Origin of the sequence: Bacillus sp. EKM202B (assembly GCF_011066025.1) — a bacterium.
Classification (GTDB): domain Bacteria; phylum Bacillota; class Bacilli; order Bacillales; family Bacillaceae_G; genus Bacillus_A; species Bacillus_A toyonensis.
The window spans coordinates 36,585-60,410 of the sequence record NZ_JAAMNK010000018.1 but is presented as its reverse complement, the minus strand read 5'-3'; the positions used below and the strand labels follow the sequence as shown (position 1 = coordinate 60,410).

Genomic DNA, 23,826 nt, shown 5'->3' with positions numbered 1-23,826 from the left:
AAGTGATGAGAATGCGTATTGAAATGAAAAACATTTCAAAGGCGTTCAGTGGAAATCCTGTTTTGAAGAATGCACAGTTTATGATTGAAGCAGGAGAAGTCCATGCATTGATGGGGGAAAATGGAGCGGGTAAATCGACGCTCATGAAGATTTTAACAGGTGTATATACAAAAGATGGTGGAACAGTCACGATTGATGGGCAAGAACGCACTTTTAAAAATGCGAAAGAAGCGGAAGAGTACGGCATTGCATTTATACATCAAGAACTGAACATATTGCCAAATTTAACAGTAGCTGAAAATATGTTTCTCGGTAAAGAGTTAATGTATGGGAAAACAGGTATTTTACGTACTCGTCAAATGAACGCGATTGCGCAGCAGCAATTGGCGGAGCTAGGATTACATGTAAAAGGTGCTATGTTAGCAGGAGAGCTATCAGTTGGACAACAGCAAATTATTGAAATTGCGAAAGCATTGATGACAAGCGCAAGCGTTATTATTATGGATGAACCAACTGCGGCACTGACGGATCGTGAAATTGAAACGCTCTTTACAGTTATAAATAAGTTACGTAAAGAAGGGGTTTCATTCGTTTACATTTCACACCGCATGGAAGAAATATTCTCAATATGTGATGCTATTACAATTTTGCGTGATGGAGAATATGTAGGGAAAAGATTAATTCCGGAAACGTCATTTGATGAAGTAGTGAGTATGATGGTGGGGCGCAGCATTGGTGAACGTTACCCAGAGCGAAATAGTCAAATTGGTGAAGTAATTTTTGAAATGCGTAACGGAACGAAAAAGGGGAAATTTGAAAATGTTTCGTTTCAAGTTAGAAAAGGTGAAATTCTTGGTGTAGCTGGCTTGATGGGAGCTGGTCGCACAGATATTATGAAAGCGATATTTGGATATGAACCTTTAGACTCTGGACAAATTTTTATAAACGGACAAGAAGTAAAGATTGATAGTCCGATAGATGCAATTAGACAAAGAATTGCTTTCATTACAGAGGATAGAAAGTCTGAAGGATTAGTGTTAGATTTCTCAATTCGAGAAAATTTAGCGTTACCGAATTTAGAAAGTCTTTCAAAGGGAAGTGTCCTTAGTAACGAACTAGAACAACAGTTTACAGAGGACATGATGAAACTTCTTAATGTGAAAGCATCTAGTGGAGAGCAAGCGGTGAAATCTCTTTCTGGTGGAAATCAGCAAAAGATTGTAATTGCGAAATGGTTAGGTATTCATCCGCAGTTACTCATTTTAGATGAGCCAACAAGAGGTGTGGATGTTGGAGCGAAAAAAGAAATTTACTCTATTATGAATAAGCTTACTGAACAAGGAGATGCCGTTATTATGGTATCATCTGAGCTTCCCGAAGTTTTAGGGATGAGCGATCGAGTTCTTGTTATTCATGAAGGAAAAGTCGGCGGTATTTTAGGGAAAGATGAGGCATCACAAGAGTCTATAATGGCACTAGCTACAGGGGGAGAGTAAGGATGGCTAAGAAGGGGAATGTATTACAACAACTCGGTTCTTTAATCGGTTTAGTATTAATTATTGTCGTAATTACAGCTTTAAATCCAGCATTTATTGAAATTCCAAATTTATTTAATATACTGCGTCAAGTATCGATTAATGCGCTTATTGCATTCGGAATGACCTTTGTAATTTTAACAGGGGGTATTGACTTATCGGTAGGTTCTATTTTAGCATTATCAAGTGCACTTGTTGCTGGAATGATGGCAAGTGGCATGGACCCGTTCCTTGCAATGGCAGTTGGACTACTTGCTGGTCTTGTAATGGGAATTGTAAACGGTATCATCATTGCGAAAGGAAAAGTAGCTCCATTTATTGCGACTTTAGCAACAATGACTATTTTTCGTGGGTTGACGCTTGTTTATATGGACGGACGTCCGATCACTGGTCTTGGTGATCATTTAATGTTCCAAATGTTTGGCCGCGGTTATTTTCTTGGTATTCCGGTACCAGCTGTTACAATGATGATCGCTTTCGCAGTGCTGTACTTCATTTTGAAGAAAACGACATTTGGTCGCCGTACATTTGCAATTGGTGGAAATGAAGAAGCAGCAGCACTATCAGGTATTAATGTTACGAGAATTAAAGTAATGATTTACGGTCTTTCCGGAATCTTGGCAGCGCTTGCAGGTATTGTCTTAACATCACGATTAGATTCAGCACAGCCGACTGCGGGTACTTCTTACGAATTAGATGCAATTGCAGCAGTTGTATTAGGAGGGACAAGTCTTTCTGGAGGAAGAGGATGGATTGTTGGTACATTCATCGGTGTACTTATTATCGGTGTACTAAATAACGGTTTAAATTTATTAGGTGTATCTTCTTTCTTCCAACAAGTTGTAAAAGGACTTGTAATCTTACTAGCTGTATTAATTGATCGTCGAAAAGAAGCGTAATGGAGGGGCAGTTCATGAAGAAATGGTTACTTATACTCGTTGCATGTATTATGGTCATTACTGCTGGTTGTTCAATGGAACCACCAGAATGGGCAAAGGATTCTAGCGATAAAGGTCGAAATAAAACTATTAAAGTTGGATTCTCTGTTTCAACTTTAAACAATCCATTTTTCGTGACTTTGAAAAAAGGTGCAGAAAAGAAAGCGAAAGATAGTGGCATTGAATTGATTGCTGTTGATGCACAAAACGATGCAGCAAAGCAAACGAACGATGTTGAAGATTTAATTCAAAAAGGTGTGGACGTAGTTGTTATTAATCCAACCGATTCAGATGCTGTTGCTTCAGCAGTAAGTGCGGCAAATGCAGCGAATGTTCCTGTTATTACAGTAGACCGCGTTGCGAATTCAGGTAAAGTTGTTTCGCACATTGCGTCTAACAATATCGAAGGTGGTCAAATGGCTAGTGATTACATTCGTGAATTAGTTGGCGGGGGAGCGAACGTTGCTGAGTTAGAAGGAATCCCTGGATCCTCAGCTGCTCGTGAGCGTGGGAAAGGATTCCATAACGTAGCTGATAAGTCTTTAAAAGTAGTAGCAAAACAAGCAGCTGATTTCGATCGTGCAAAAGGTTTATCTGTTATGGAAAATATTTTGCAAGCGAATAGCGATATTAAAGCGGTATTTGCTCATAACGATGAAATGGCATTAGGGGCACTTGAGGCATTAAAATCTGCTGGGAAAACGGATGTAGTAGTTGTTGGATTTGATGCAACAGACGATGCTGTGAAAGCGGTTAACGATGGGCGTATGGCTGCAACAGTCGCTCAAAAACCGGAATTAATCGGAGAGAAGGCGATGCAAACAGCAAAAGAAATAACACAAGGTAAAAAAGTGGACAAATCTATTCCGATTGAATTAGAGCTTATTAAAAAAAATAAATAAATATAAAATGAAAATTAGGAAGGAAGAATAACAAATGAAATTCTTTATTGATACAGCAAACATTAACGAAATTAAAGAGGCAAATGCATTAGGCGTAGTAGCTGGAGTAACGACAAACCCATCACTTGTAGCAAAAGAAGGCGTAGATTTCCATGAGCGTATTCGTGAAATTTGCAGCTTTATAGAAGGACCTGTAAGTGCAGAAGTAATTAGCTTAGAAGCTGATAAAATGATTGAAGAAGGAAAAGAATTAGCGAAGATTGCTCCAAACGTTGTTGTAAAAGTACCGATGACAACGGAAGGTTTAAAAGCAGTAAAAGCATTTTCAGATTTAGGAATTCGTACAAACGTTACATTAGTATTCTCAGCAGTTCAAGCATTACTTGCAGCTCGCGCTGGTGCGACATACGTTTCACCATTCTTAGGTCGCCTAGATGATATCGGTCATAACGGTATGGACTTAATTCGCCAAATCGCAGAAATCTTTGCAATTCACGGCATTGAAACAGAAATCATTGCAGCATCTGTACGTCACAGCGTTCACGTAACTGACGCAGCACTAAATGGTGCACATATTGCAACAATCCCAGCAAACGTAATTGCTTCATTAGTGAAGCACCCATTAACAGATCAAGGGATTGAGAAATTCCTAGCTGATTGGGAAAAAACACAAGAGAAATAATATGAAATCGAGAATCCTAGTTTAATTGACTAGGGTTCTTTTTTTATTTGAAGGAATTTTCATGCAATTTTGCATATTGTCTTTTAAATTTTTAATATAAGCTATTTAATATATACAAATCACTCTTTATTTTTTATATTTCGATATAAAGTAACACTTTAATCAGTGATGGGGGTTGTTCATCCCCCACCGGATTATTAGCCCTCGCCAATTGGGCTTTTACGGGCAGTTATCTCCCAATTAACTTCCTCGGGTTCGCTGAATTTTGAGGTGGGAGTCTTACTGCCTAGCAAATAGTGGGATAAAAAGATAGAGGGTCTGACCAGAAAACTGGAGGGCATGATTCTATAACAGAAAGCTTAACGTTTATAGAATTATGCCTTTTTATATAGGGAGGGCAGAAAGCCGGGATTTCGATTTAAACGCACTTATTTATCTGAATTTTAAGTTTTATAAAAGGAGAGACAGAGGATGAAAAGAAAAGCTCCATTTAAAGTACTATCAACGTTAGCAATTGCGGCAATTATCGGATGTACATCTGTAATGAGTGCTCCGTTAGCATACGCAGAAACGCCAGCGAAAGAAAAAGATAATGTGTCTACAACACCAATTGATTACAATTTAATTCAAGAAGATCGTTTAGCGGAAGCGCTGAAAGAAAGAGGAACAATTAATCCAGCATCTTCTAAAGAAGAAACGAAAAAAGCTGTCGAGCAGTATATTGAAAAGAAGCAAGGAGATCAAGCGAATAAAGAAATTCTTCCAGAGGATACGGCAAAAGAAGCATCTGATTTCGTGAAAAAGGTAAAAGAGAAAAAGATGGAAGAAAAGGAGAACGTAAAGAAGGCTGAAAAAAATGTTAGCCCTGAGCAAAAGCCGGAACCAAATAAAAAGCAATTGAATGGACAAGTTCCAACTTCCAAGGCAAAGCAAGCTCCATATAAGGGATCTGTTCGATCTGATAAAGTATTAGTGCTACTCGTTGAATTTAGTGATTATAAACATAATAATATTGATCAAACACCAGGTTATATGTATTCGAAAGACTTTAGTAGAGAACATTATCAAAAGATGTTGTTTGGTAATGAGCCTTATACATTATTTGATGGTTCGAAAGTAAAAACATTTAAACAATATTATGAAGAGCAGTCTGGCGGTAGCTATACGACAGACGGATATGTAACGGAGTGGCTAACTGTTCCAGGAAAAGCATCTGATTATGGAGCTGATGGTAGTAGTGGTCACGATAATAAAGGTCCAAAAGGTGCACGTGATTTAGTGAAGGAAGCTTTACATGCAGCTGCTGAGAAAGGGTTAGACTTATCTCAGTTTGATCAATTCGATAGATATGATACAAATGGCGATGGGAATCAAAATGAACCTGATGGTGTAATTGATCATTTAATGGTAATTCATTCTGGTGTTGGTCAAGAAGCTGGTGGCGGTAAATTAGGTGATGATGCAATTTGGTCACATCGTTCAAAATTAGCTACAGATCCAGTAGCGATTGAAGGGACAAAATCAAAGGTAGATTACTTTGGTGGAAAAGTAGCAGCGCATGATTACACAATTGAACCAGAAGATGGCGCTGTAGGTGTGTTTGCACATGAATTTGGACATGACCTTGGTTTACCGGATGAATATGATACGAAATATACTGGAGCTGGATCACCTGTTGAAGCTTGGTCATTAATGAGTGGAGGCAGTTGGACAGGAAAAATTGCAGGAACAGAGCCGACTAGTTTTTCACCACAAAATAAAGACTTCTTACAAAAGAATATGGGTGGCAACTGGGCAAAAATTTTAGAAGTAGATTACGATAAAATTAAGCGTGGTGTAGGAATTCCTACATATATTGATCAAAGTGTTACGAAATCAAATCGTCCAGGTGTTGTACGTGTTAATTTGCCAGGTAAGAGTGTTGAAACGATTAAACCTGAGTTTGGAAAGCATGCATATTATAGTACAAGAGGAGATGATATGCACACAACACTAGAGACACCATTCTTTGATTTAACAAAAGGAACACATGCAAAATTCGATTATAAAGCAAATTATGAGTTAGAAGCAGAGTGCGATTTTGTTGAAGTACATGCAGTAACAGAAGATGGAACAAAAACATTAATTGATAGACTTGGAGAAAAAGTAGTACAAGGAGATAAAGATACAACAGATGGGAAATGGATTGATAAATCATACGATTTAAGTCAATTTAAAGGGAAGAAAGTGAAACTACAATTCGACTACATTACAGATCCAGCTGTAACATATAAAGGTTTCGCGATGGATAATGTAAGTGTAACTGTTGACGGACAAGGTGTATTCTCTGATGATGCAGAAGGACAGTCAAAAATGCAGTTAAATGGATTCGTTGTTTCTGATGGGACAGAGAAGAAAGCTCATTATTATTATTTAGAGTGGAGAAACTACGCTGGATCAGATAATGGATTAAAAGCAGGAAGAGGTCCGGTATACAATACAGGTCTTGTCGTTTGGTATGCAGATGATAGTTTCAAAGATAACTGGGTTGGGGTGCATCCAGGTGAAGGCTTCCTTGGGGTTGTAGACTCTCATCCAGAAGCGTTTGTTGGTAATTTGAACGGGAAATCAGCGTACGGTAATACAGGCATGCAAATTGCAGACGCTGCATTTTCATTTGATCAAACACCAGCATGGAGTGTAAATTCATTAACACGTGGACAGTTTAATTATGCTGGATTACAAGGTGTTACAACATTTGATGATTCAAAAGTATACAGTAACAAGCAAATTGCTGATGCAGGACGAAAAGTGCCAAATCTTGGTCTTAAATTCCAAGTTGTTGGACAAGCAGAGGATAAGTCTGCAGGTGCGGTTTGGATTAAGCGTTAATAAAATAAAAGCACATTCTTCATATGAAGAATGTGCTTTTTAATTTGTACAGTAAGTTATTATTTTAGTTTATGTAATACAAGTGTCTGTTCATATGTAGTGTATCAAATTATATGGGGAAAGGAAATATTTCCGAGGAAATTGTCGAAGTATCGTCGGTATTTATTAAGTTTCTTTTTTTTAGGGAGAAAGTAGTATTGCTTTTATACATAAGTTTATTTACAGTATTACTTGGTTATACGCAGAAGTAATGTATATTAGGCGAAAAAAGAGCTCTATTCGATAGAGCTTTTTTTTGTGAGTAGAAAGGAGAAGTTATAAATGAAAGAAACAATTGTATGCCCACAGTGTAAAGGAAATATTACTGCACAACATATTATCGACATCCCACATCTTTTTTCATTAAGGTGTCCACATTGTAAGGTGAAGCTGAAAGAAATAAGGATAGCGCCATGTTTAATATTAGCGGCAATTTGTATAATCCCACTGTTTATTATGATTGGTGAGAGCATTAAAGAATTGCTAGGAAAATATTTTTCTATTATAGATAATGTACCAACCGTACTTATTTTCTTCTTATTTTGTTATCCGTTGTATTATTTCTATGAAAAATATAATGCCAGCTTATTTATTAAGTATGGTTTATTGAAAGTGAAAAATTGAACAGGAGCTTATCATTATGTTGTGGAAAATTTATTTAGTAATTGTAGCGATATTAGCTATTACTTCATTAATAAGAGGGATGTTTCAAACACCAATTCAAAAGTTTGATTTTGTAGTATCCATTATTACGTGGATAGGGCTATTTGGTTTTGTCTTCGATGTAGAAATATTAACCTCAATCGTTTGGAAATGCATCTTCGTGTTTAGCATTATTTGGACTTTGAGTGCCGTTTTTATTTTACGTTTATATGAAGAGAAGGATGAACCGCTACCTTTTATATTCAAATTAATTGGTGTGATTCCAACTTTGCCCTTATATTATGGGTTATATCAATATGCATTTAAAAAAAAGACAATGATGGAATTAACCCATCATTGTCTTTTTTACTTTGCTTCTTACGTAAATCATACCGGCAAACGTTAATAAGAATGCAGTTCCGATAACGAAGCTGACACTAGGTGATGCCCCGATTGCTCCAACTGTAAAGGAACCAGCAACAACTCCTAATGAGAAGAAGGCATAAAATAATCCGAATGCCTTTCCGCGATTATCGTCTGTAGTATTTTCAACGAGTAAAGCGTTAATAGACGGAAAGAGGATTGCGAATCCAATTCCATAAATCATCATTACGATAAAGAGCATACCTTTTGTAGCAAATAATCCGAGTAAAGATAATGCGAATGCCATAACTGCAATTCCGATTAGCATTAGTTTCGAACGATTAAATCGATCGTAAATACGATTTGTTGGAAGCAAGAAGAAGAGGATAGCAGTAATACCAAATACACTTAACATCATGCCTGTTGTAGATGCTTTAAGCGCTAATGCCTCAACTTTTACTGGTAACATATAAGTGACAATCCCTTGTGAAAACATTAATGTGAAAGCACCAATATATGCTTGTAATAACGGTTCTGATTTTAAAAGTTCAACCATATCTTCTTTGTTCATCATTTGCGTTCTTGATGTATCTTTTCTTGATACGTTATTTGGTAAGAAGAATAGAGATACGATGGTACCAAGAGCCATTAAAATAGAGATAGTAATGAAGACCCATTCTACACCAGCTGTTGCTTTCATAATACCGCTGAAAGCAGGTCCTACGATTGCCGCTGTTCCAACAGCAGCACCAGATAGAGCCATTGCTTTTCCTTGTCTTTTTGCATTTGTTTGTTTTGATAAAAATGTAAAGGCAGCAGGAATTAAAAAGCCATCACTAAATCCATGCATAAAGCGAACAACTAATAGTTGTTCACCACTTTGAACAACGGTGTATAACAAGACTATGAAACTCGTAATTCCCATGCTTATATAAAGGATTTTTTTTGCACCAAATTTATCGACAGCGGCTCCAGCAATAATATTACCGATCATATTAGCGAATGAGTACATACCGACAACTAGCCCGATAATAAGAGGGGTTCCTCCAAGACTTTGAGCGAAAGTACTCATAATAGGTAATTGTGAAAATGTATCTAAAAATGCCACGATAACGATAAAGTAAATAAAATATTTCAAGCGATATTCACCTCTCCTATGCTATTATGGCACAATGCTAATTTCACCTGCAATGAAATTGAATTAACAGATGTGGAAAAAAGTACAAAGTGACAAAATATTGAACGTTATTTGTAAAAAATTAGTGGAAATGTGATTGTTTTTTTTGAAATATATGGATAGAAGTATTATAATAGAATTGTAAACTTCACCAGGTTAAGTATATACATAGAGAGGGATGTATAAAATGAAAGCACTACTTTGGCATAATCAACGTGATGTACGAGTAGAAGAAGTACCAGAACCAACAGTCAAACCAGGAACAGTGAAAATCAAAGTTAAATGGTGTGGTATTTGTGGGACAGACTTGCATGAATATTTAGCAGGGCCTATTTTTATTCCAACAGAAGAACATCCATTAACACATGTGAAAGCACCTGTTATTTTAGGTCATGAGTTTAGTGGTGAGGTAATAGAGATTGGTGAAGGAGTTACATCTCATAAAGTGGGAGACCGCGTTGTTGTAGAACCAATTTATTCTTGTGGTAAATGTGAAGCTTGTAAACATGGACATTACAATGTTTGTGAACAGCTTGTTTTCCACGGTCTTGGTGGAGACGGTGGTGGTTTCTCTGAATATACAGTAGTACCAGAAGATATGGTTCATCATATTCCAGATGAAATGACGTATGAACAAGGTGCACTTGTAGAACCAGCAGCAGTAGCAGTTCATGCAGTACGTCAAAGTAAATTAAAAGAAGGGGAAGCTGTAGCAGTATTTGGTTGTGGTCCAATTGGACTTCTTGTTATCCAAGCAGCTAAAGCAGCAGGAGCAACTCCTGTTATCGCAGTTGAACTTTCTAAAGAACGTCAAGAGTTAGCAAAATTAGCAGGTGCGGATTACGTATTAAATCCAGCAACTCAAGATGTATTAGCAGAAATTCGTAACTTAACAAACGGTTTAGGTGTAAATGTTAGCTTCGAAGTAACAGGTGTTGAAGTTGTACTACGTCAAGCAATTGAAAGTACAAGTTTCGAAGGACAAACGGTAATTGTTAGCGTATGGGAAAAAGATGCAACAATTACTCCGAACAACCTTGTATTAAAAGAAAAAGAAGTTATCGGTATTCTTGGATACCGTCACATCTTCCCATCTGTTATTAAATTAATTAGCTCTGGTCAAATTCAAGCAGAGAAATTAATTACGAAAAAAATTACAGTGGATCAAGTTGTTGAAGAAGGATTTGAAGCACTTGTAAAAGATAAAACACAAGTGAAAATTCTTGTTTCACCCAAATAATAAAGAATTGAAAAAAGTAGTCCTTTTCTAGAAATAGAAGAGGGCTACTTTTTTTCTATACGGAAAGTTGAATGCTTTCATTTTTTTTAACATTGAAACGTATGCTAAGAGCCTGTTTGCGAGCGTGGAAGGATAAAGAATTTCAAGTTTTATTCGTATTAACAATTTTGACTTTAATATCGGGTACAATCTTTTATAGCACAGTGGAGGGATTACGTATCCTTGATGCTTTATATTTTAGTGTTGTGACACTGACAACTGTAGGCGATAAAGATTTTAGTCCTCAAACTGATTTTGGGAAGATATTTACGATACTATACATATTTATCGGGATTGGATTAGTGTTTGGATTTATTCATAAGTTGGCGGTTAATGTGCAACTACCAAGTATATTATCGAATAGAAGAAAAGAGTAAAGCATGTAATTGTTTTACTCTTTTTTTACATTAGTTTAGACAAGTATTTGCAGTAGCTTAACAATACTTTATTACAATGTAAGTGCATTCATTCATTATATTCACTATGTATAAAGTTATAATGATATGAACATTTGCATATTTTAATTTAGTGATAGAAATTTTATGAAAGGTGGGATATTCTAGTCATAGGTTAACCAGACGACATCATAGGATCCTAGCAAAATGTTTACAATAATTCAATTATAAAATGGAGGATTTCAGATGAAAAAGAAAGTTCTTGCTTTAGCAGCAGCTATTACGTTAGTAGCACCGTTACAAAGTGTTGCGTTTGCTCATGAAAACGATGGAGGACAGAGAGTAGGCGTTATTCCGCGCTGGTCTGCTGAAGATAAACATAAAGAAGGCGTAAACTCTCATTTATGGATTGTAAACCGTGCAATGGATATTATGTCTCGTAATACAACACTTGTAAAACAAGAGCGAGTTGCACTATTAAATGAATGGCGTACGGAGTTAGAGAATGGTATTTATGCTGCTGACTATGAAAATCCTTATTATGATAATAGCACATTTGCTTCACACTTCTATGACCCTGATAACGGGAAAACGTATATTCCATATGCAAAGCAGGCGAAGGAAACTGGAGCTAAATATTTTAAATTAGCTGGTGAGTCATACAAAAATAAAGATATGAAACAAGCATTCTTCTATTTAGGATTATCTCTTCATTATTTAGGAGATGTAAACCAACCGATGCATGCGGCAAACTTTACAAATCTTTCGTATCCACAAGGGTTCCATTCTAAATATGAAAACTTTGTAGATACGATAAAAGATAATTACAAAGTAACGGATGGAAATGGATATTGGAACTGGAAAGGTACAAATCCAGAAGATTGGATTCATGGAGCGGCAGTAGTTGCGAAACAAGATTACGCTGGCATTGTAAATGATAATACGAAAGATTGGTTCGTGAGAGCTGCTGTATCGCAAGATTATGCAGATAAATGGCGCGCTGAAGTTACACCAATGACAGGTAAGCGTTTAATGGATGCACAACGTGTTACTGCTGGATACATCCAGCTTTGGTTTGATACGTACGGAAATCGTTAAGTATTTAAAAAAGGTCAAATCTCAGAATAGAGTATTTGGCCTTTTTATCACTATACACATGGAGGTATGAAACGTGAAAAGTAAATTGCTAAAAGGTGTACTTAGCTTTGGAATTGGTTTAGGAGCTTTATATAGTGGATCTTCAGCTCAAGCAGAAACGCCTACAAATCAAAATAATACATTAAAAGTAATGACGCATAACGTGTACATGCTATCAACAAACTTATATCCGAATTGGGGACAAAGTGAGCGTGCTGATTTAATTGGAGCGGCAGATTATATAAAGAATCAGGACGTTGTTATATTAAATGAAGTGTTTGATAATAGCGCCTCAGATCGTTTGTTAGGAAATTTGAAGAGAGAATATCCAAATCAAACGGCGGTATTAGGTCGTAGTAGTGGAAACGAATGGGATAAAACATTAGGGAACTATTCATCTTCGACTCCTGAAGATGGGGGCGTTGCGATTGTGAGTAAATGGCCAATCGTTGAAAAAATTCAATATGTATTCGAAAAAGGATGCGGACCAGATAATTTATCAAATAAAGGATTTGTATACACGAAAATTAAGAAAAATGATAGTTTTGTTCATGTAATTGGGACTCATTTACAAGCTGAAGATAGTATGTGTGGAAAAACTTCACCTGCATCTGTACGTACAAAACAGCTACAAGAAATTCAAGATTTTATTAAAAATAAAAATATACCAAATAACGAGTATGTGTTAATTGGTGGAGATATGAACGTAAATAAAATAAACGCTGAGAATAATAGTGATTCAGAGTATGCATCTATGTTTAAAACATTACATGCTTCTATTCCATCTTATACTGGACATACAGCGACTTGGGATGCGATGACAAACAGTATTGCGAAATACAATTTCCCTGATAGCCCTGCCGAGTATTTAGATTATATTATTGCAAGTAAAGATCATGCAAACCCATCGCATATAGAAAATAAAGTGTTACAGCCGAAATCTCCACAATGGACTGTTACATCATGGTTTAAAAAATATACGTATAATGATTACTCTGATCATTATCCAGTAGAGGCTACTATTTCTATGAAGTAGTCAAAAAAGTTTCTTCGTAAAGAAGAAACTTTTTTTATTTGCAAACAGGAAAATCACTCTTTCTTTCCAATATGTATAAGACATATATAGAAGAGGAGCGAAAAATGTGGATCGAGGAATTTTTAAAGAAGTTCTATTACCGTGTGCATTTTTAGATGAAGTAGCTTTAGAAAGAAATATTCAATCGGTTATTGAACTAAGTGGCGATAAAAAGATTCGAATAGCGAGTAAATCATTACGATCCGTTCCAATTATGAAACGGATTTTAGCTGCAAACAACCGATTTCAAGGTATTATGTGTTTTTCACCTAGAGAGGCTTTGTTTTTAATTGAACAAGGATTTAATGATTTATTATTAGGATATCCAGCTTATGATGACAGGGCTTTATGTGAAATTAGTTTGCTAACAAAGAAAGGGCTTATTATAACTTGTATGGTGGACTGTGAAGACCATATTGTTTATTTAGAAAAAATTGCTGAGAAGTCTAAAGGGTGTTTTCGTGTTTGTTTGGATATTGATATGAGTAGCCGTTTTTTTCAATTTCATTTTGGTGTAAAAAGATCCCCGGTAAAAGATGTGCGGAGCGCTCTGGAAATAGTAGAAAAAGTGAAGGAATCATCATCTTTAATACTAGATGGTGTAATGGGATATGAAGCTCAAATTGCTGGGGTTGGAGATTATATACCGAATCAATGGATAAAAAGTAAAGTAATTTCTTATTTAAAGAAGAAATCAGTGTTAGAAGTTAAAGAAAGAAGAGGACGTATCGTGAAAGAAATACAAAACCTTGGTATTGAACTTAGGTTTGTAAATGGGGGTGGAACAGGAAGTATAAAAACAACTGAGCAAGATAACTCAGTTTCAGAGATTACAGTAGGTTCTGCTTTTTATGCCCCCAGACTGTTTGACTATTATAAAGAAGTACAATTTCATCCAGCTGTCGGATTTGCTTTACCAGTTGTACGTAAACCAGCTCCGTTTATCTATACTTGCCTAGGTGGTGGATATATTGCTTCAGGCGCAGTTGGTAAAGATAAAGAGCCTGAGGTTTGGAGACCAGATGGTGCAAAACTATTAGATTTAGAAGGTGCTGGTGAAGTACAAACTCCCGTTCATTATAACGGTGAGGAGCGAGTGAATATAGGAGATTCTATATTGTTTCGTCATAGTAAAGCTGGAGAATTATGTGAGCGTTTTCCAATTCTGTATCGTGTGAAACAAGGGAAGATTATTGGGGAGTATTCAACATATCGGGGGGATGGCCAATGCTTTCTATAGAGGGGAAAAAATGGAGAAATTGGACAGGGAATGTAGAAGGAACGCCGCATTATACGATGTATCCAGAAACTATACAAGATGTAGTAGAAGTTGTAGAGCTTGCACAAAAAAAAGGGAAGAAAATTCGTGTTGTCGGTTCAGGGCATTCGTTTACGCCTCTCGTGCAAACAGAAGAAATTTTAGTTTCTTTAGACGAATTGAAGGGCATTGTGAATATTGATGCGGAGAAGATGGTTGCCGAAGTATGGGCAGGAACAAAGCTACATGACCTAGGGAAGTTACTTGAAGAAAAAGGTTATGCACAAGAAAATTTAGGGGATATTGATTCACAATCTATTGCAGGAGCAATTAGTACGGGGACGCATGGGACGGGTGTTAACTTTGGGAGTTTATCAACACAAGTTATAGAGATTACGACAGTTTTATCAACAGGTGAGAGTATAGTTTGTTCAGAAACCGAGAACGTCGAATATTGGAAAGCATTTCAGTTATCGCTTGGAATGCTAGGTATCATCGTAAAGATAAAATTAAAGATTATCCCATCATATTCGCTCGTTTATGAAAGCGAAAAACAGTCACTATCTACTGTAATGAACAAGCTAGAAGAATATAAGAAGAATCGTCATTTTGAGTTTTTTGTTTTTCCTTATTCAAATGAAGTACAGGTGAAGTTTACAAATGAAACAACGAGTAAAGGAACTGATTTAAAATGGCATAAACTAAAGGTGGAGTTACTTGAAAATAGGATGTTCTCTTTGTTATCTAAAGGGTGCAAATGGTTTCCTTCCATAAGTAAAGGAGTAAGTCGATTATCAGCTAAGGCTGCACCAAACACAAAAATAATTGGCCCAAGCTATGAAGTGTTCGCTACATCACGTACGGTTCCATTTTATGAAATGGAGTACAGTGTCCCTTCAAAGCATATGAGAGCTGTTGTAGAAGAAATTTCAAGTCTTATTGAAAAGAAAAAGTATAAGGTGCACTTCCCGATTGAATGTCGCTACGTGAAAGGTGATGATATATGGCTTAGTCCAGCGTATGGAAGGGACTCGGCATATATCGCCGTTCATATGTATAAAGGTATGAAGTATGCCGCTTATTTTGGTGAAGTGGAGAAAATTTTTCTGAAATATGAAGGTCGTCCACATTGGGGAAAAATGCATACGTTAACATACGAAAAGTTACAAAACATATATCCAGAATTGCATTCGTTTCTAAAAATGAGGAAGTCACTAGATGAAACAGGAATGTTTTTAAACCCTTATACAGAAAAGTTATTTACGATTATGAAAAAAAGCTGACAAAGTATTACTTGTCAGCTTTTTTTAGTATAATTGCATTTCTTGTTTGACTAATATGCTCGTAGAATAGTAACTTATCACGACTAAATACATGTAAGAAAACATGAATAATAAATATGCCGTTAATTACGAATTGGAATAACAGTATAACTAGTAATACTAAAGGCTCTGTAAGATTTAAGATAGAGCTACTAGAAAGAATATAATTGATTCCACCTAAAACGAAATAGAATATACCGTAACGGATGAATAGTTCCTTCATCGTAATACGATCTGATTTTCCTTTAATGTAAATACGAAGCAAAGCTTTTCCTATCGTTCTTCCATTTGTAAAGTATGGAATGATAATAAAGTAAATAAAGATTGAACATGTAATGAAAAGGAGTTCGTATACATTTGTGTAAGATTGGATATTAGAAATAAATAGAGAGTTTCCTTTATTTTTAATGACAGGAACGACGATAGATAAGAACAGCCAATCAATTTGCATAGCGATAAGACGACGAACGAATCCGACTGGTTTCGTTTCTAAATCAATATGACTATCTAATTCGCTTGTTTTCGGAAGGAAGTACGTAAATATTGGTGCAATGATAAAACCAATTACGCCGCCTAATGTGTTTAAAAATAGATCATCGATATCGAATAAGCGATATGCACAATTGTATATACCGTATAGTCCAGTTACCTGTGTTAGTTCAAAAAATAGTGAAAGACAAAAAGAAATACAAACTGTTTGTAAGAAACTACGTCGGAAATAATAACGTAAATAAACACCGAATGGAACGGTTAATAGAACGTTAAATGCTACTTGTAAAAACGCAGATTCTTTTAATAAATAGAAGTAAGTAGTTGGTTTCGCTAAAATTGCCGATGTATGATTACTAATCTCTTGTATGAAATAAAATGGTGAGAGTTGCATGTGCTGTGTATTAGCTGGTTGTAGGCTACAAGTATCATACGTTTGTGGTAATGGCAAAATAACAAGAAAATAGGCATTTAATAAATAGAGTAGTAATGAATATAAAATAAATGAGCGCCATTTATTTAAATAACCATACTTTCGGTAGTTAAATATTAAAAAAGGTATTAAGAGAAACATTGCTAAAAAAGGAAATAAAATAAATGCTGTTTTTACTGGAAATAAATATGCAGTCAAAATGAGGCTCCTTTCAATGAAAATTCGTTTATCATTATAACGTTAAAAGAACCTTAAAACAAAATTAAAATATTTTGAAATAGAAAAAATTATAAATTTTAATGGAATTAAGTTATACTAAATTTAATATAAGGATATTGTGATTATTATAAGTTGAGAGAGGGTACAAGATATGCGATATGAGCTTTTTTCTGTAAGTGGGGATCATATTACAACTCTTGAAAGTGTGTGGCGTTTTCAAGAGGGAGAACAGGTTTTTGTTCATGATGATCAAACAAAACGAAATTTTATTATTATCCGCCTAACGCATGATGTATTTCAACAAAATAAACATGTTATTCGTTTGTATTGTCAAGAAAAGAAAGTTTATAAATAAGGGAAGCCCTCTTACTGGATGAGAAAAGGTAAGAGGGTTTTATCATTTTATATTAGGAAAAGCTCCTTAGGAATATCGAGTGAAGTTTAATGCATATAAGTAGCATTGGATGTGGAAGAAAGGATATAGTTTTGCATTTTGTGCTTCCAAGTTTCACTTTCGTTTCTTTGAGAAAGCCACGCATGGTAATCTTGTTGTGTTTTCCATAACATACGGACCATATATTTTGCTCCATCATCTGTACGATGCATATGTGAAAATTCTATGTTAATAAAACCATTTGTTCCAGTTGATGGATAATATTGTTTAAGTGAATATAGTAGATCATTCTCATAGCCATATTTAATATGAATTAGTTTAGTAACAATAAACATAGGAACACCTCTTTTATAATAGTAGTAAAGAAGACGGATTTTTATTAGTAGGAACATAATTAATATTATACTATTCTGAAAATTTAAAGTAAATAAGGCACTTCAACTTAATAGAAGTATAAAAAAGCGAGCCATCTTAGTGTAGTAGAATGACTCGCTTTAAATTTGTAAGTTTACTTTATAAGAAAATGATAGTAAGTACTCCTACGATAATACAATAGAAAGAGAAATATTTTAAATTTCCTTTTGCCATAATGTTCATAAACCATTTTAATGAAATATATGTCATGATAAATGTTGCTATAAACGCAACGATATATGGTACGAATAATGTGTCTAAATTAGGATCTTTAGCAATATCTGTAATACTTAGCAATAACCCACCTAAGCTAACAGGAATATATAGTAAGAATGAGAAGCGAAGAGCGGTCTCTTGCTTCATACCGAGTAACATCGCTGCTACAATTGTAGCGCCAGATCGGCTAATTCCAGGGATAAGTGCACAAGCTTGAGCTAATCCGATAATGATTGCATCTTTCATAGAAAGGTCACCATCATTTTTACGCCCGCGTAAGTTTCTAATAATCCAAAGACCGACAGCGGTAATAAGAAGGGAAATCCCAACCATTTTCACGCCTTTTAAGTACTGGTCGATATAATCTTTAAATAAAACGCCAATTACACCTGCTGGAATAGTTGCAATTACAAGGTAAATAATGAAGAAGAAATCTGATTTTGCATCTTCTGCTCTTGTAAATATATAAGATAGACCATTCTTTGTTAGACGAATTAAATCATTTCTATAAATAAGTAATACAGCTAGTAATGAAGCTGAATTAACAAGTAGTTCAAAGCTAAATCCTTCTATTTTTAGTCCTAGCAAATGTTGTGCTAAAACGAGGTGACCACTTGAAGAAATCGGAATTGGTTCTGTTAGTCCTTGGAACAGACCAAGAATTAAGTATTTTAAAATGTAGTAAAATTGTTCCATAACATCCTCCTTGTTAATTAGTCTAAAGAAACAACTTTCCCATTATAACAAAGATATAGATGAATATTGGGAAGAAATAAATATTCGAAATATAATAAAAACCCCTTATAGCGATATAAGGGGTTTTTATTGTTAATGAGAAGATACTGTTTCTTGAAGACCATCAGTCAATTGAACATCGACTTTTTCTGCATCATGAATATGGTTCATAATAGTAGTATTTAATTTTTGGAACATTTGTTGAGTGTTTGCAAATTCTCTTAATATATCATCATTGCAAGATTTTTGGTTTTCAATTGCTTGAATAACATTTGTAGCACCATTTTGTAACGTTTGAATCATAATTAAAATGTTTTCGATTCTAGCGTTTGTATCGGCACTCATTTCTACACCTTCATCGACTAAATGTAAATTATCTTTTGTGTTTTCGTATGCTTTTTCAATTTCTTCTTGAATTTTTTTCGTTAAGTTGCCAATATTCTTTGTACTCTCTGCCGTACTTTCTGCTAGTTTTCTTACTTCATTGGCAACAACCGCAAACCCTTTACCGTGCTCTCCAGCACGCGCTGCTTCAATACTTGCATTTAGCGCAAGTAAATTTGTTTGTGCTGCAATGTTTTGAATGACTTCTACAATTTGTTCGATTTCTTTTGAGCGTTCACTTAAATGATTCATACTGTTAGACGTGCGCTGAGATTGTTCACCTAATTTATTAATTACAATAAGTAAACGGTGAACAGATTCTTTTCCTTCATTAGAGCAGTCAATAATCTCTTCAATAGACTGAATTAAGCTTTGTTCTTTTTGTAACATTTCACTATTTAATTCATTAGAATTTGTTGTACGTGTTGAAACATTTTCAAAACACGAGTTTAATTGCTGAATTAAATTTTGGAGTGTATGGTGCTGGTTATTTACAAGTTGATGCTCTTGAACGACGTTTTGCACACGGTCATGGATAGAAGAAATCATATTTTGTTTTTCAATATCTTTTTGTTTTAATTCTGCCTCTAATTCTTTTATACGATCTTCTAATTGATCAATTTTATGTTGGAGTGATTTCTTTTGAGTAAACATGTATTTATTTCAACCGCCTTTGGAAGTTATATTTTCTCTATATTTGGATTTTAGCATCTTTTATAATTTTTAAATATAGGAATTGTTAAATATTTAAGAATCTATTACATTTTATTTATAATTCCCTATTTTTTGTCATGAAAAATAAACTGTATTTAATAGTATTGTAAACAAACTGTAAAATAAATCATGTATAACTGTATAAGAAGGGAGTCGGATTATGAACTATTTTAAGCGAATCAGTAGTCTAGTATTAGCAGGAATTATCGGTCTTTCTAGTACAGTCGCTGTAAAAGCAGAGTCAAACGACGAGAAACTTAACAACATGCAACAGCAATTGCAGCAAAACGATGCAGATATGCAGAAGAAAGAGCAAGAGAAGCAAGCTGTTAGTAAAGAGATTCAAGGTATTGAAAACGAACTACATAACTTAAATAATACAATTGCAAAAAATAAAGAGGATCAAGCTGCTATTCAACGTAAAATCGATGAAACACATAAGCAGATTGAGCAAAAAAAGAATGAAATTGTCGTTTTAGAGGATAAAGTCCTTGCTCGTAAAGATATTATGAGAAAACGTATGGTTTCTGTTCAAAACAGTTCAAATACAAGTTTAGTAGTAGAAGTTGTTGTAGAGTCAAAAAACTTTGCAGATTTCTTACAACGTATGAATGCAGTTTCTACTATTTTAGAAGCTGATAAAGAAATTTTACGTCTACAAGAACAAGATCTTCGTCAAATTGAAGAAGATAAGAAAACAATTGACGAAAAAGAAGCATCTTTAGTAGTAGACAAACAAAAATTAGCAAAAGCGCAAGCTGATTTGCAAGATAACTTGAAAAAGCGTCAAGATAACTTACAAGCAGTTCAAGCTAAATATAACCAGATTGCAAGCCAACTTAATTTAGCAGCAGAAGAAAAAGCTAAAATTGAATCAAATATGAAGGCAGTACAAGAGACGATTGCTCGTGAGCAAGAAGCAGCAAGAATTGCAGCAGAAGAGCGTGCAAAAGCAGAAGCGGCTGCAAAGGCTGAGCAAGAAGCTTTAGTGAAAGCACAAGCAGAAATTGCTGAAAAACAAAAGCAAGAGAAAGCTAATAAACCAGCTGAACCTGTTGCGAATAATAATTCGAAGGTAGAACCTGCACAACCTTCGAAGCCAACTGCTGGTGGAAGAGAAATATATGTACATGCAACAGCTTATACAGCAGATCCAGCTGAAAATGGCTATGCGCCAGGACAACAAGTTTATTCTGCATGGGGAGGCTATAATCTAACTGCAAACCCAGGAATGAAATTAATTGCTGTAGATCCAAGTGTTATTCCATTAGGTTCTACTGTATATGTTGAAGGTTATGGACAAGCAATTGCAGCAGACACTGGTGGCGCAATTAAAGGTCACAAAATCGATGTTTTAATGCCTGATAAAGCTTCATCTAGTAATTGGGGCAGAAAAAATGTTAAAGTTACAATTTTAAACTAACACGTAATCCAACTTTACAATACGTAAAGTTGGATTTTTTTGTAAAAATTATGTTAAGTTGAGTTTACATTTTGTTAAGGATAGCATACAATGATGGTGAGAGGTGGTAAAATTGACCGTTTTAAATAGAGTGAAAGAATTAAGGGCTCGCTTCAATTTTTCGCAAAGTGTATTAGCAGAGAAGGTTGGAGTGACGAGACAAACAATTGCTGCAATTGAAAAAGGGGATTACGTTCCTTCGTTGTTATTGGCACTTACGATTTGTGATGTGTTCCAGTTAAAGATGGAAGATGTGTTTGTTTTAAATAAGGAGGGGAAAGAGGATGAATAGACTTGTATTTTCTTATATGCTAAATGTACTTTTAATGGTATTAGCAGGTTGGGCTTTTATTGAGTTGTATTATTTTACTATTGAAGTCGCTAATTTTATTCAAACGAAGAGAGTACCATTTGAAGTTTCAATAAGTTTAATACCGCTCGGATTACTTTTAACATTTGGTATTGTATCGACGGTTCTTTATAAAATTCAAAAGAAAAAATATAAAGAGCTCTCGTATTGGATGTTTCCACTATTATTTCCTCAAGAAGATGAGCGTGAAAAGGCAATTACAGAAAAGGCTTGTCGTACTACATTTATGTCATTATGGTATGTGTTGCCTTGTGCGGTTGGGTTTTTAACTCTTTCTCCAATTGTTATTCTATATGTTCCTGCATATCCGATATATATTGCATTTAGTATCTTCTTTATTCAGATGACGATTTTTCACGTGTCTTTATATCGAAATAAAATTGCTTAAAAAGAAACCTTCTTGCATCGGCAAGAAGGTTTCTTTTCAGCTTATACTTGTACATATAGCAATATTATTTTATCATTTTATATAGAGTAAGATTTTGTAAGGGAAAGGAATTGTATATGAATAAGCAAAGAATTTATAGTATAGTAGCAATCCTTCTATTTGTTGTAGGTGGGGTTTTAATTGGAAAGCCATTTTATGATGGATATAAGGCTGAAAAGAAACAGACTGAAAATGTGCAAGCTGTTCAAAAGATGGATTATGAAAAGCATGAGACAGAATTTGTAGATGCGTCAAAAATTAATCAACCAGACTTGGCAGAAGTAGCGAATGCATCGTTAGATAAAAAACAAGTAATCGGTCGTATTTCGATTCCAAGTGTTTCATTAGAAATTCCTGTTTTAAAATCTTCTACTGAGAAAAACCTGTTATCAGGTGCAGCGACAGTAAAAGAAAATCAAGTAATGGGAAAAGGGAATTACGCACTAGCAGGGCATAACATGTCTAAAAAAGGTGTTTTATTTAGTGATATAGCATCTTTGAAAAAAGGCGATAAAATTTATTTATATGATAATGAAAATGAATATGAGTACGCTGTTACTGGTGTATCTGAAGTAACTCCGGATAAATGGGAAGTTGTAGAAGATCATGGGAAAGATGAGATAACGCTTATTACATGTGTATCTGTAAAAGATAATTCTAAGCGTTATGTTGTAGCTGGTGATTTAGTAGGAACGAAGGCGAAGAAATAAAAAAGAAGGCCAACTCTTTAAAGAGTTGGCCTTCTTTTTTACTACTTTTGAGAAATAATAGAATATTTTAGTTTGTATTTAAAAATCCTTCTATTTATGTATAATAAAGTTATAATTCTAAATTTTGGGAGGAACAAGAGTGAGACAACAGGTGAAGAAACTTCTTTTAACAACAAGTGTAGCGTTATTGATAGCTCCAATTTCAGCTTATGCGCATCCAGGACGTACAGATGCGAATGGTGGACATACGTGTCGTACAAACTGTGAAAAATGGGGATTACAGTACGGGGAATATCATTATCACAATAAACCAGCTTCTAGTAGTGGTGCAACGAGTCCAGCTCCTAGCCAAAATAATAATGGTGCTGTAGAAGCTGAAAGACAAGCAGAAGCACAGCGCAATGCTGAAGCTGAAAAACAACGTGCTGCAGAAGCACAGCGTAAAGCTGAAGAAGAGAGACAACGTGTAGCTGAGGAACAAAGAAAAGCAGAAGAGGCACGTAAGCAAGAGGAAGCTAAGCGCCAAGTTGATATGGAGAAAGGTCAACTTGAAGGCGAAAAAAATGGAGAGACTGATTTTAAAGCAGGGAAAAATGATGTACAAGTACATTTAGCTGGAAAATCAGATACATATAAACAAGCATTTACAACTGCTTATACTACTACTTGGTCTTTAGAAGAGCAGAAGAAAACGCATTTTGAAAAAGGAAAAGAACAGGGCTTAGCACAAGAGACGATGGACGATAGTCAAATTACTCCAGAGTTTAAGCCAATCTTTGCAGAAGGTTTCCAAGTGGGAAATAAAGAGAGAACAGAAAAAATTGAAAAAGAGCAAGCTGAACTAGGGGAAAAGGCTGGTAAGGAACTAGCTGAAAAGAATCCTGGAAATAATGAGAAAGATGTATACGTGAAGTCATATGAAACAGCGTATGAAAAAGGCTATAAGTCTACAAAAAAGGCAGTAGAAAAGGCTGGATATAAGTATGCGTTTGAAAACTATGATTTGAAGATTCCTGCCAAGTATGAAAAGAATGGCTCATTAAAAAAATGGTTTACTGAAGGATTTAAATCGAATAAAAAAGCAACGGAAATTCGAGAAGAAGGATTTAAAAAGGGAGACAGCTGGTTTTCATTTTTCTATAAGAGTTTCGTGCCAAGTGAATATAAAGAACATAAAGAGTTGTATGAGCAAGCAATAGAAAAAGGTAAGAAGGCATAAAAAAGATGAGGAGAAATTCCTCATC

The 23,826-nt window shown here is 35.1% G+C and carries 23 protein-coding genes and 1 pseudogene; 19 read left to right on the top strand and 5 right to left on the bottom strand.

Features of this window, described 5'->3' with window-relative positions:
• The first annotated feature begins 11 nt into the window (after positions 1–11).
• The 7 genes and pseudogenes from rbsA to G9F74_RS19965 form a co-directional block, all read left to right on the top strand.
• A complete protein-coding gene (rbsA, locus tag G9F74_RS19995; protein WP_016107544.1) occupies positions 12–1,496 on the top strand; it encodes a ribose ABC transporter ATP-binding protein RbsA in 1,485 nt (494 codons plus the stop codon).
• Positions 1,497–1,498: 2 nt separating this feature from the next.
• Positions 1,499–2,434, top strand: coding sequence for an ABC transporter permease subunit (locus G9F74_RS19990; RefSeq protein ID WP_001074641.1), 936 nt, complete (start codon positions 1,499–1,501; stop codon positions 2,432–2,434).
• 14 nt (positions 2,435–2,448) lie between these two features.
• Positions 2,449–3,375, top strand: coding sequence for a ribose ABC transporter substrate-binding protein RbsB (gene rbsB, locus G9F74_RS19985; RefSeq protein WP_000758982.1), 927 nt, complete (start codon positions 2,449–2,451; stop codon positions 3,373–3,375).
• Between the two features lie 34 nt (positions 3,376–3,409).
• Complete coding sequence (gene fsa / locus G9F74_RS19980; protein ID WP_000667666.1) at positions 3,410–4,057, top strand: fructose-6-phosphate aldolase; 648 nt, start codon at positions 3,410–3,412, stop codon at positions 4,055–4,057.
• Between the two features lie 471 nt (positions 4,058–4,528).
• Entirely contained in the window at positions 4,529–6,928 is a 2,400-nt protein-coding gene (gene inhA2 / locus G9F74_RS19975) for a M6 family metalloprotease immune inhibitor InhA2 (protein WP_016107545.1), read from the top strand.
• A 321-nt stretch (positions 6,929–7,249) separates the two neighbouring features.
• Positions 7,250–7,591, top strand: coding sequence for a hypothetical protein (locus G9F74_RS19970; RefSeq protein WP_016107546.1), 342 nt, complete (start codon positions 7,250–7,252; stop codon positions 7,589–7,591).
• A 16-nt stretch (positions 7,592–7,607) separates the two neighbouring features.
• Positions 7,608–7,934, top strand: a pseudogene (locus tag G9F74_RS19965) (hypothetical protein); the annotation flags it as partial.
• A gap of 21 nt (positions 7,935–7,955) precedes the next feature.
• On the opposite strand, the gene G9F74_RS19960 reads toward G9F74_RS19965, so the two are convergent.
• On the bottom strand, positions 7,956–9,110 hold the full coding sequence (locus tag G9F74_RS19960; RefSeq protein WP_016107548.1) for an MFS transporter: 1,155 nt from the start codon (positions 9,108–9,110) through the stop codon (positions 7,956–7,958).
• Between the two features lie 226 nt (positions 9,111–9,336).
• Between G9F74_RS19960 and bdhA the strand changes: the two genes are divergently transcribed.
• The 6 genes from bdhA (at position 9,337) to G9F74_RS19930 (ending at position 15,576) form a co-directional block, all read left to right on the top strand.
• Positions 9,337–10,389, top strand: coding sequence for a (R,R)-butanediol dehydrogenase (gene bdhA, locus G9F74_RS19955; protein WP_000645825.1), 1,053 nt, complete (start codon positions 9,337–9,339; stop codon positions 10,387–10,389).
• Positions 10,390–10,460: 71 nt separating this feature from the next.
• Complete coding sequence (locus G9F74_RS19950) at positions 10,461–10,805, top strand: potassium channel family protein (RefSeq protein WP_000947914.1); 345 nt, start codon at positions 10,461–10,463, stop codon at positions 10,803–10,805.
• 264 nt (positions 10,806–11,069) lie between these two features.
• Positions 11,070–11,921, top strand: a complete 852-nt coding sequence (gene cerA / locus G9F74_RS19945; RefSeq protein WP_000731003.1) for a phospholipase CerA — start codon at positions 11,070–11,072, stop codon at positions 11,919–11,921.
• 73 nt (positions 11,922–11,994) lie between these two features.
• Entirely contained in the window at positions 11,995–12,996 is a 1,002-nt protein-coding gene (gene sph / locus G9F74_RS19940) for a sphingomyelinase C (RefSeq protein ID WP_016107549.1), read from the top strand.
• Between the two features lie 106 nt (positions 12,997–13,102).
• Complete coding sequence (locus G9F74_RS19935) at positions 13,103–14,275, top strand: amino acid deaminase/aldolase (protein WP_016107550.1); 1,173 nt, start codon at positions 13,103–13,105, stop codon at positions 14,273–14,275.
• On the top strand, positions 14,263–15,576 hold the full coding sequence (locus G9F74_RS19930; RefSeq protein ID WP_000948669.1) for a D-arabinono-1,4-lactone oxidase: 1,314 nt from the start codon (positions 14,263–14,265) through the stop codon (positions 15,574–15,576). Before G9F74_RS19935 ends, G9F74_RS19930 begins: the two co-directional genes overlap by 13 nt.
• Before the next feature lie 7 nt (positions 15,577–15,583).
• Here G9F74_RS19930 and G9F74_RS19925 read toward each other — a convergent pair whose 3' ends face one another.
• The gene (locus G9F74_RS19925; RefSeq protein WP_016107551.1) at positions 15,584–16,735 is read right to left on the bottom strand and encodes a VanZ family protein; all 1,152 of its coding nucleotides are present in this window, start codon (positions 16,733–16,735) and stop codon (positions 15,584–15,586) included.
• 172 nt (positions 16,736–16,907) lie between these two features.
• On the opposite strand from G9F74_RS19925, the gene G9F74_RS19920 reads away from it, so the two are divergent.
• Complete coding sequence (locus tag G9F74_RS19920; RefSeq protein WP_016107552.1) at positions 16,908–17,111, top strand: hypothetical protein; 204 nt, start codon at positions 16,908–16,910, stop codon at positions 17,109–17,111.
• An 86-nt stretch (positions 17,112–17,197) separates the two neighbouring features.
• Here the strand turns inward: G9F74_RS19920 and G9F74_RS19915 are convergent, their stop codons facing one another.
• The 3 genes from G9F74_RS19915 to G9F74_RS19905 all read right to left on the bottom strand — a co-directional run bounded on the left by G9F74_RS19915 (position 17,198) and on the right by G9F74_RS19905 (position 19,289).
• A complete protein-coding gene (locus G9F74_RS19915) occupies positions 17,198–17,485 on the bottom strand; it encodes an antibiotic biosynthesis monooxygenase (RefSeq protein WP_016107553.1) in 288 nt (95 codons plus the stop codon).
• 178 nt (positions 17,486–17,663) lie between these two features.
• Positions 17,664–18,476 carry an undecaprenyl-diphosphate phosphatase gene (locus G9F74_RS19910; protein WP_000434781.1) on the bottom strand — a complete coding sequence of 271 codons (813 nt, stop codon included), beginning with the start codon at positions 18,474–18,476 and terminating at the stop codon, positions 17,664–17,666.
• Positions 18,477–18,608: 132 nt separating this feature from the next.
• Positions 18,609–19,289, bottom strand: a complete 681-nt coding sequence (locus G9F74_RS19905; protein WP_375546904.1) for a methyl-accepting chemotaxis protein — start codon at positions 19,287–19,289, stop codon at positions 18,609–18,611.
• A 484-nt stretch (positions 19,290–19,773) separates the two neighbouring features.
• On the opposite strand from G9F74_RS19905, the gene G9F74_RS19900 reads away from it, so the two are divergent.
• The 5 genes from G9F74_RS19900 (at position 19,774) to G9F74_RS19880 (ending at position 23,801) form a co-directional block, all read left to right on the top strand.
• Positions 19,774–21,036 (top strand): 3D domain-containing protein, encoded by a 1,263-nt coding sequence (locus tag G9F74_RS19900; protein WP_001105796.1) that lies wholly within the window; start codon positions 19,774–19,776, stop codon positions 21,034–21,036.
• A gap of 112 nt (positions 21,037–21,148) precedes the next feature.
• Positions 21,149–21,367: a helix-turn-helix transcriptional regulator gene (locus tag G9F74_RS19895; RefSeq protein ID WP_016107555.1), complete on the top strand. Its 219-nt coding sequence runs from the start codon at positions 21,149–21,151 to the stop codon at positions 21,365–21,367.
• Positions 21,360–21,833: a hypothetical protein gene (locus G9F74_RS19890; protein WP_001081109.1), complete on the top strand. Its 474-nt coding sequence runs from the start codon at positions 21,360–21,362 to the stop codon at positions 21,831–21,833. Before G9F74_RS19895 ends, G9F74_RS19890 begins: the two co-directional genes overlap by 8 nt.
• 116 nt (positions 21,834–21,949) lie before the next feature.
• Entirely contained in the window at positions 21,950–22,582 is a 633-nt protein-coding gene (locus G9F74_RS19885) for a class A sortase (RefSeq protein ID WP_001041715.1), read from the top strand.
• A gap of 139 nt (positions 22,583–22,721) precedes the next feature.
• On the top strand, positions 22,722–23,801 hold the full coding sequence (locus G9F74_RS19880; protein WP_016107556.1) for a YHYH domain-containing protein: 1,080 nt from the start codon (positions 22,722–22,724) through the stop codon (positions 23,799–23,801).
• Positions 23,802–23,826: the final 25 nt, after the last annotated feature.

What these genes read in the sequence shown, in the direction of transcription:
- rbsA (WP_016107544.1), top strand. Translation starts at nt 12, where the DNA reads ATGCGTATTGAAATGAAAAACATTTCAAAGGCGTTCAGTGGAAATCCT.
- G9F74_RS19990 (WP_001074641.1), top strand. Translation starts at nt 1,499, where the DNA reads ATGGCTAAGAAGGGGAATGTATTACAACAACTCGGTTCTTTAATCGGT.
- rbsB (WP_000758982.1), top strand. Translation starts at nt 2,449, where the DNA reads ATGAAGAAATGGTTACTTATACTCGTTGCATGTATTATGGTCATTACT.
- fsa (WP_000667666.1), top strand. Translation starts at nt 3,410, where the DNA reads ATGAAATTCTTTATTGATACAGCAAACATTAACGAAATTAAAGAGGCA.
- inhA2 (WP_016107545.1), top strand. Translation starts at nt 4,529, where the DNA reads ATGAAAAGAAAAGCTCCATTTAAAGTACTATCAACGTTAGCAATTGCG.
- G9F74_RS19970 (WP_016107546.1), top strand. Translation starts at nt 7,250, where the DNA reads ATGAAAGAAACAATTGTATGCCCACAGTGTAAAGGAAATATTACTGCA.
- bdhA (WP_000645825.1), top strand. Translation starts at nt 9,337, where the DNA reads ATGAAAGCACTACTTTGGCATAATCAACGTGATGTACGAGTAGAAGAA.
- G9F74_RS19950 (WP_000947914.1), top strand. Translation starts at nt 10,461, where the DNA reads ATGCTTTCATTTTTTTTAACATTGAAACGTATGCTAAGAGCCTGTTTG.
- cerA (WP_000731003.1), top strand. Translation starts at nt 11,070, where the DNA reads ATGAAAAAGAAAGTTCTTGCTTTAGCAGCAGCTATTACGTTAGTAGCA.
- G9F74_RS19930 (WP_000948669.1), top strand. Translation starts at nt 14,263, where the DNA reads ATGCTTTCTATAGAGGGGAAAAAATGGAGAAATTGGACAGGGAATGTA.
- G9F74_RS19920 (WP_016107552.1), top strand. Translation starts at nt 16,908, where the DNA reads ATGCGATATGAGCTTTTTTCTGTAAGTGGGGATCATATTACAACTCTT.
- G9F74_RS19915 (WP_016107553.1), bottom strand. Translation starts at nt 17,485, where the DNA reads ATGTTTATTGTTACTAAACTAATTCATATTAAATATGGCTATGAGAAT.
- G9F74_RS19910 (WP_000434781.1), bottom strand. Translation starts at nt 18,476, where the DNA reads ATGGAACAATTTTACTACATTTTAAAATACTTAATTCTTGGTCTGTTC.
- G9F74_RS19905 (WP_375546904.1), bottom strand. Translation starts at nt 19,289, where the DNA reads ATGTTACAAAAAGAACAAAGCTTAATTCAGTCTATTGAAGAGATTATT.
- G9F74_RS19900 (WP_001105796.1), top strand. Translation starts at nt 19,774, where the DNA reads ATGAACTATTTTAAGCGAATCAGTAGTCTAGTATTAGCAGGAATTATC.
- G9F74_RS19890 (WP_001081109.1), top strand. Translation starts at nt 21,360, where the DNA reads ATGAATAGACTTGTATTTTCTTATATGCTAAATGTACTTTTAATGGTA.
- G9F74_RS19885 (WP_001041715.1), top strand. Translation starts at nt 21,950, where the DNA reads ATGAATAAGCAAAGAATTTATAGTATAGTAGCAATCCTTCTATTTGTT.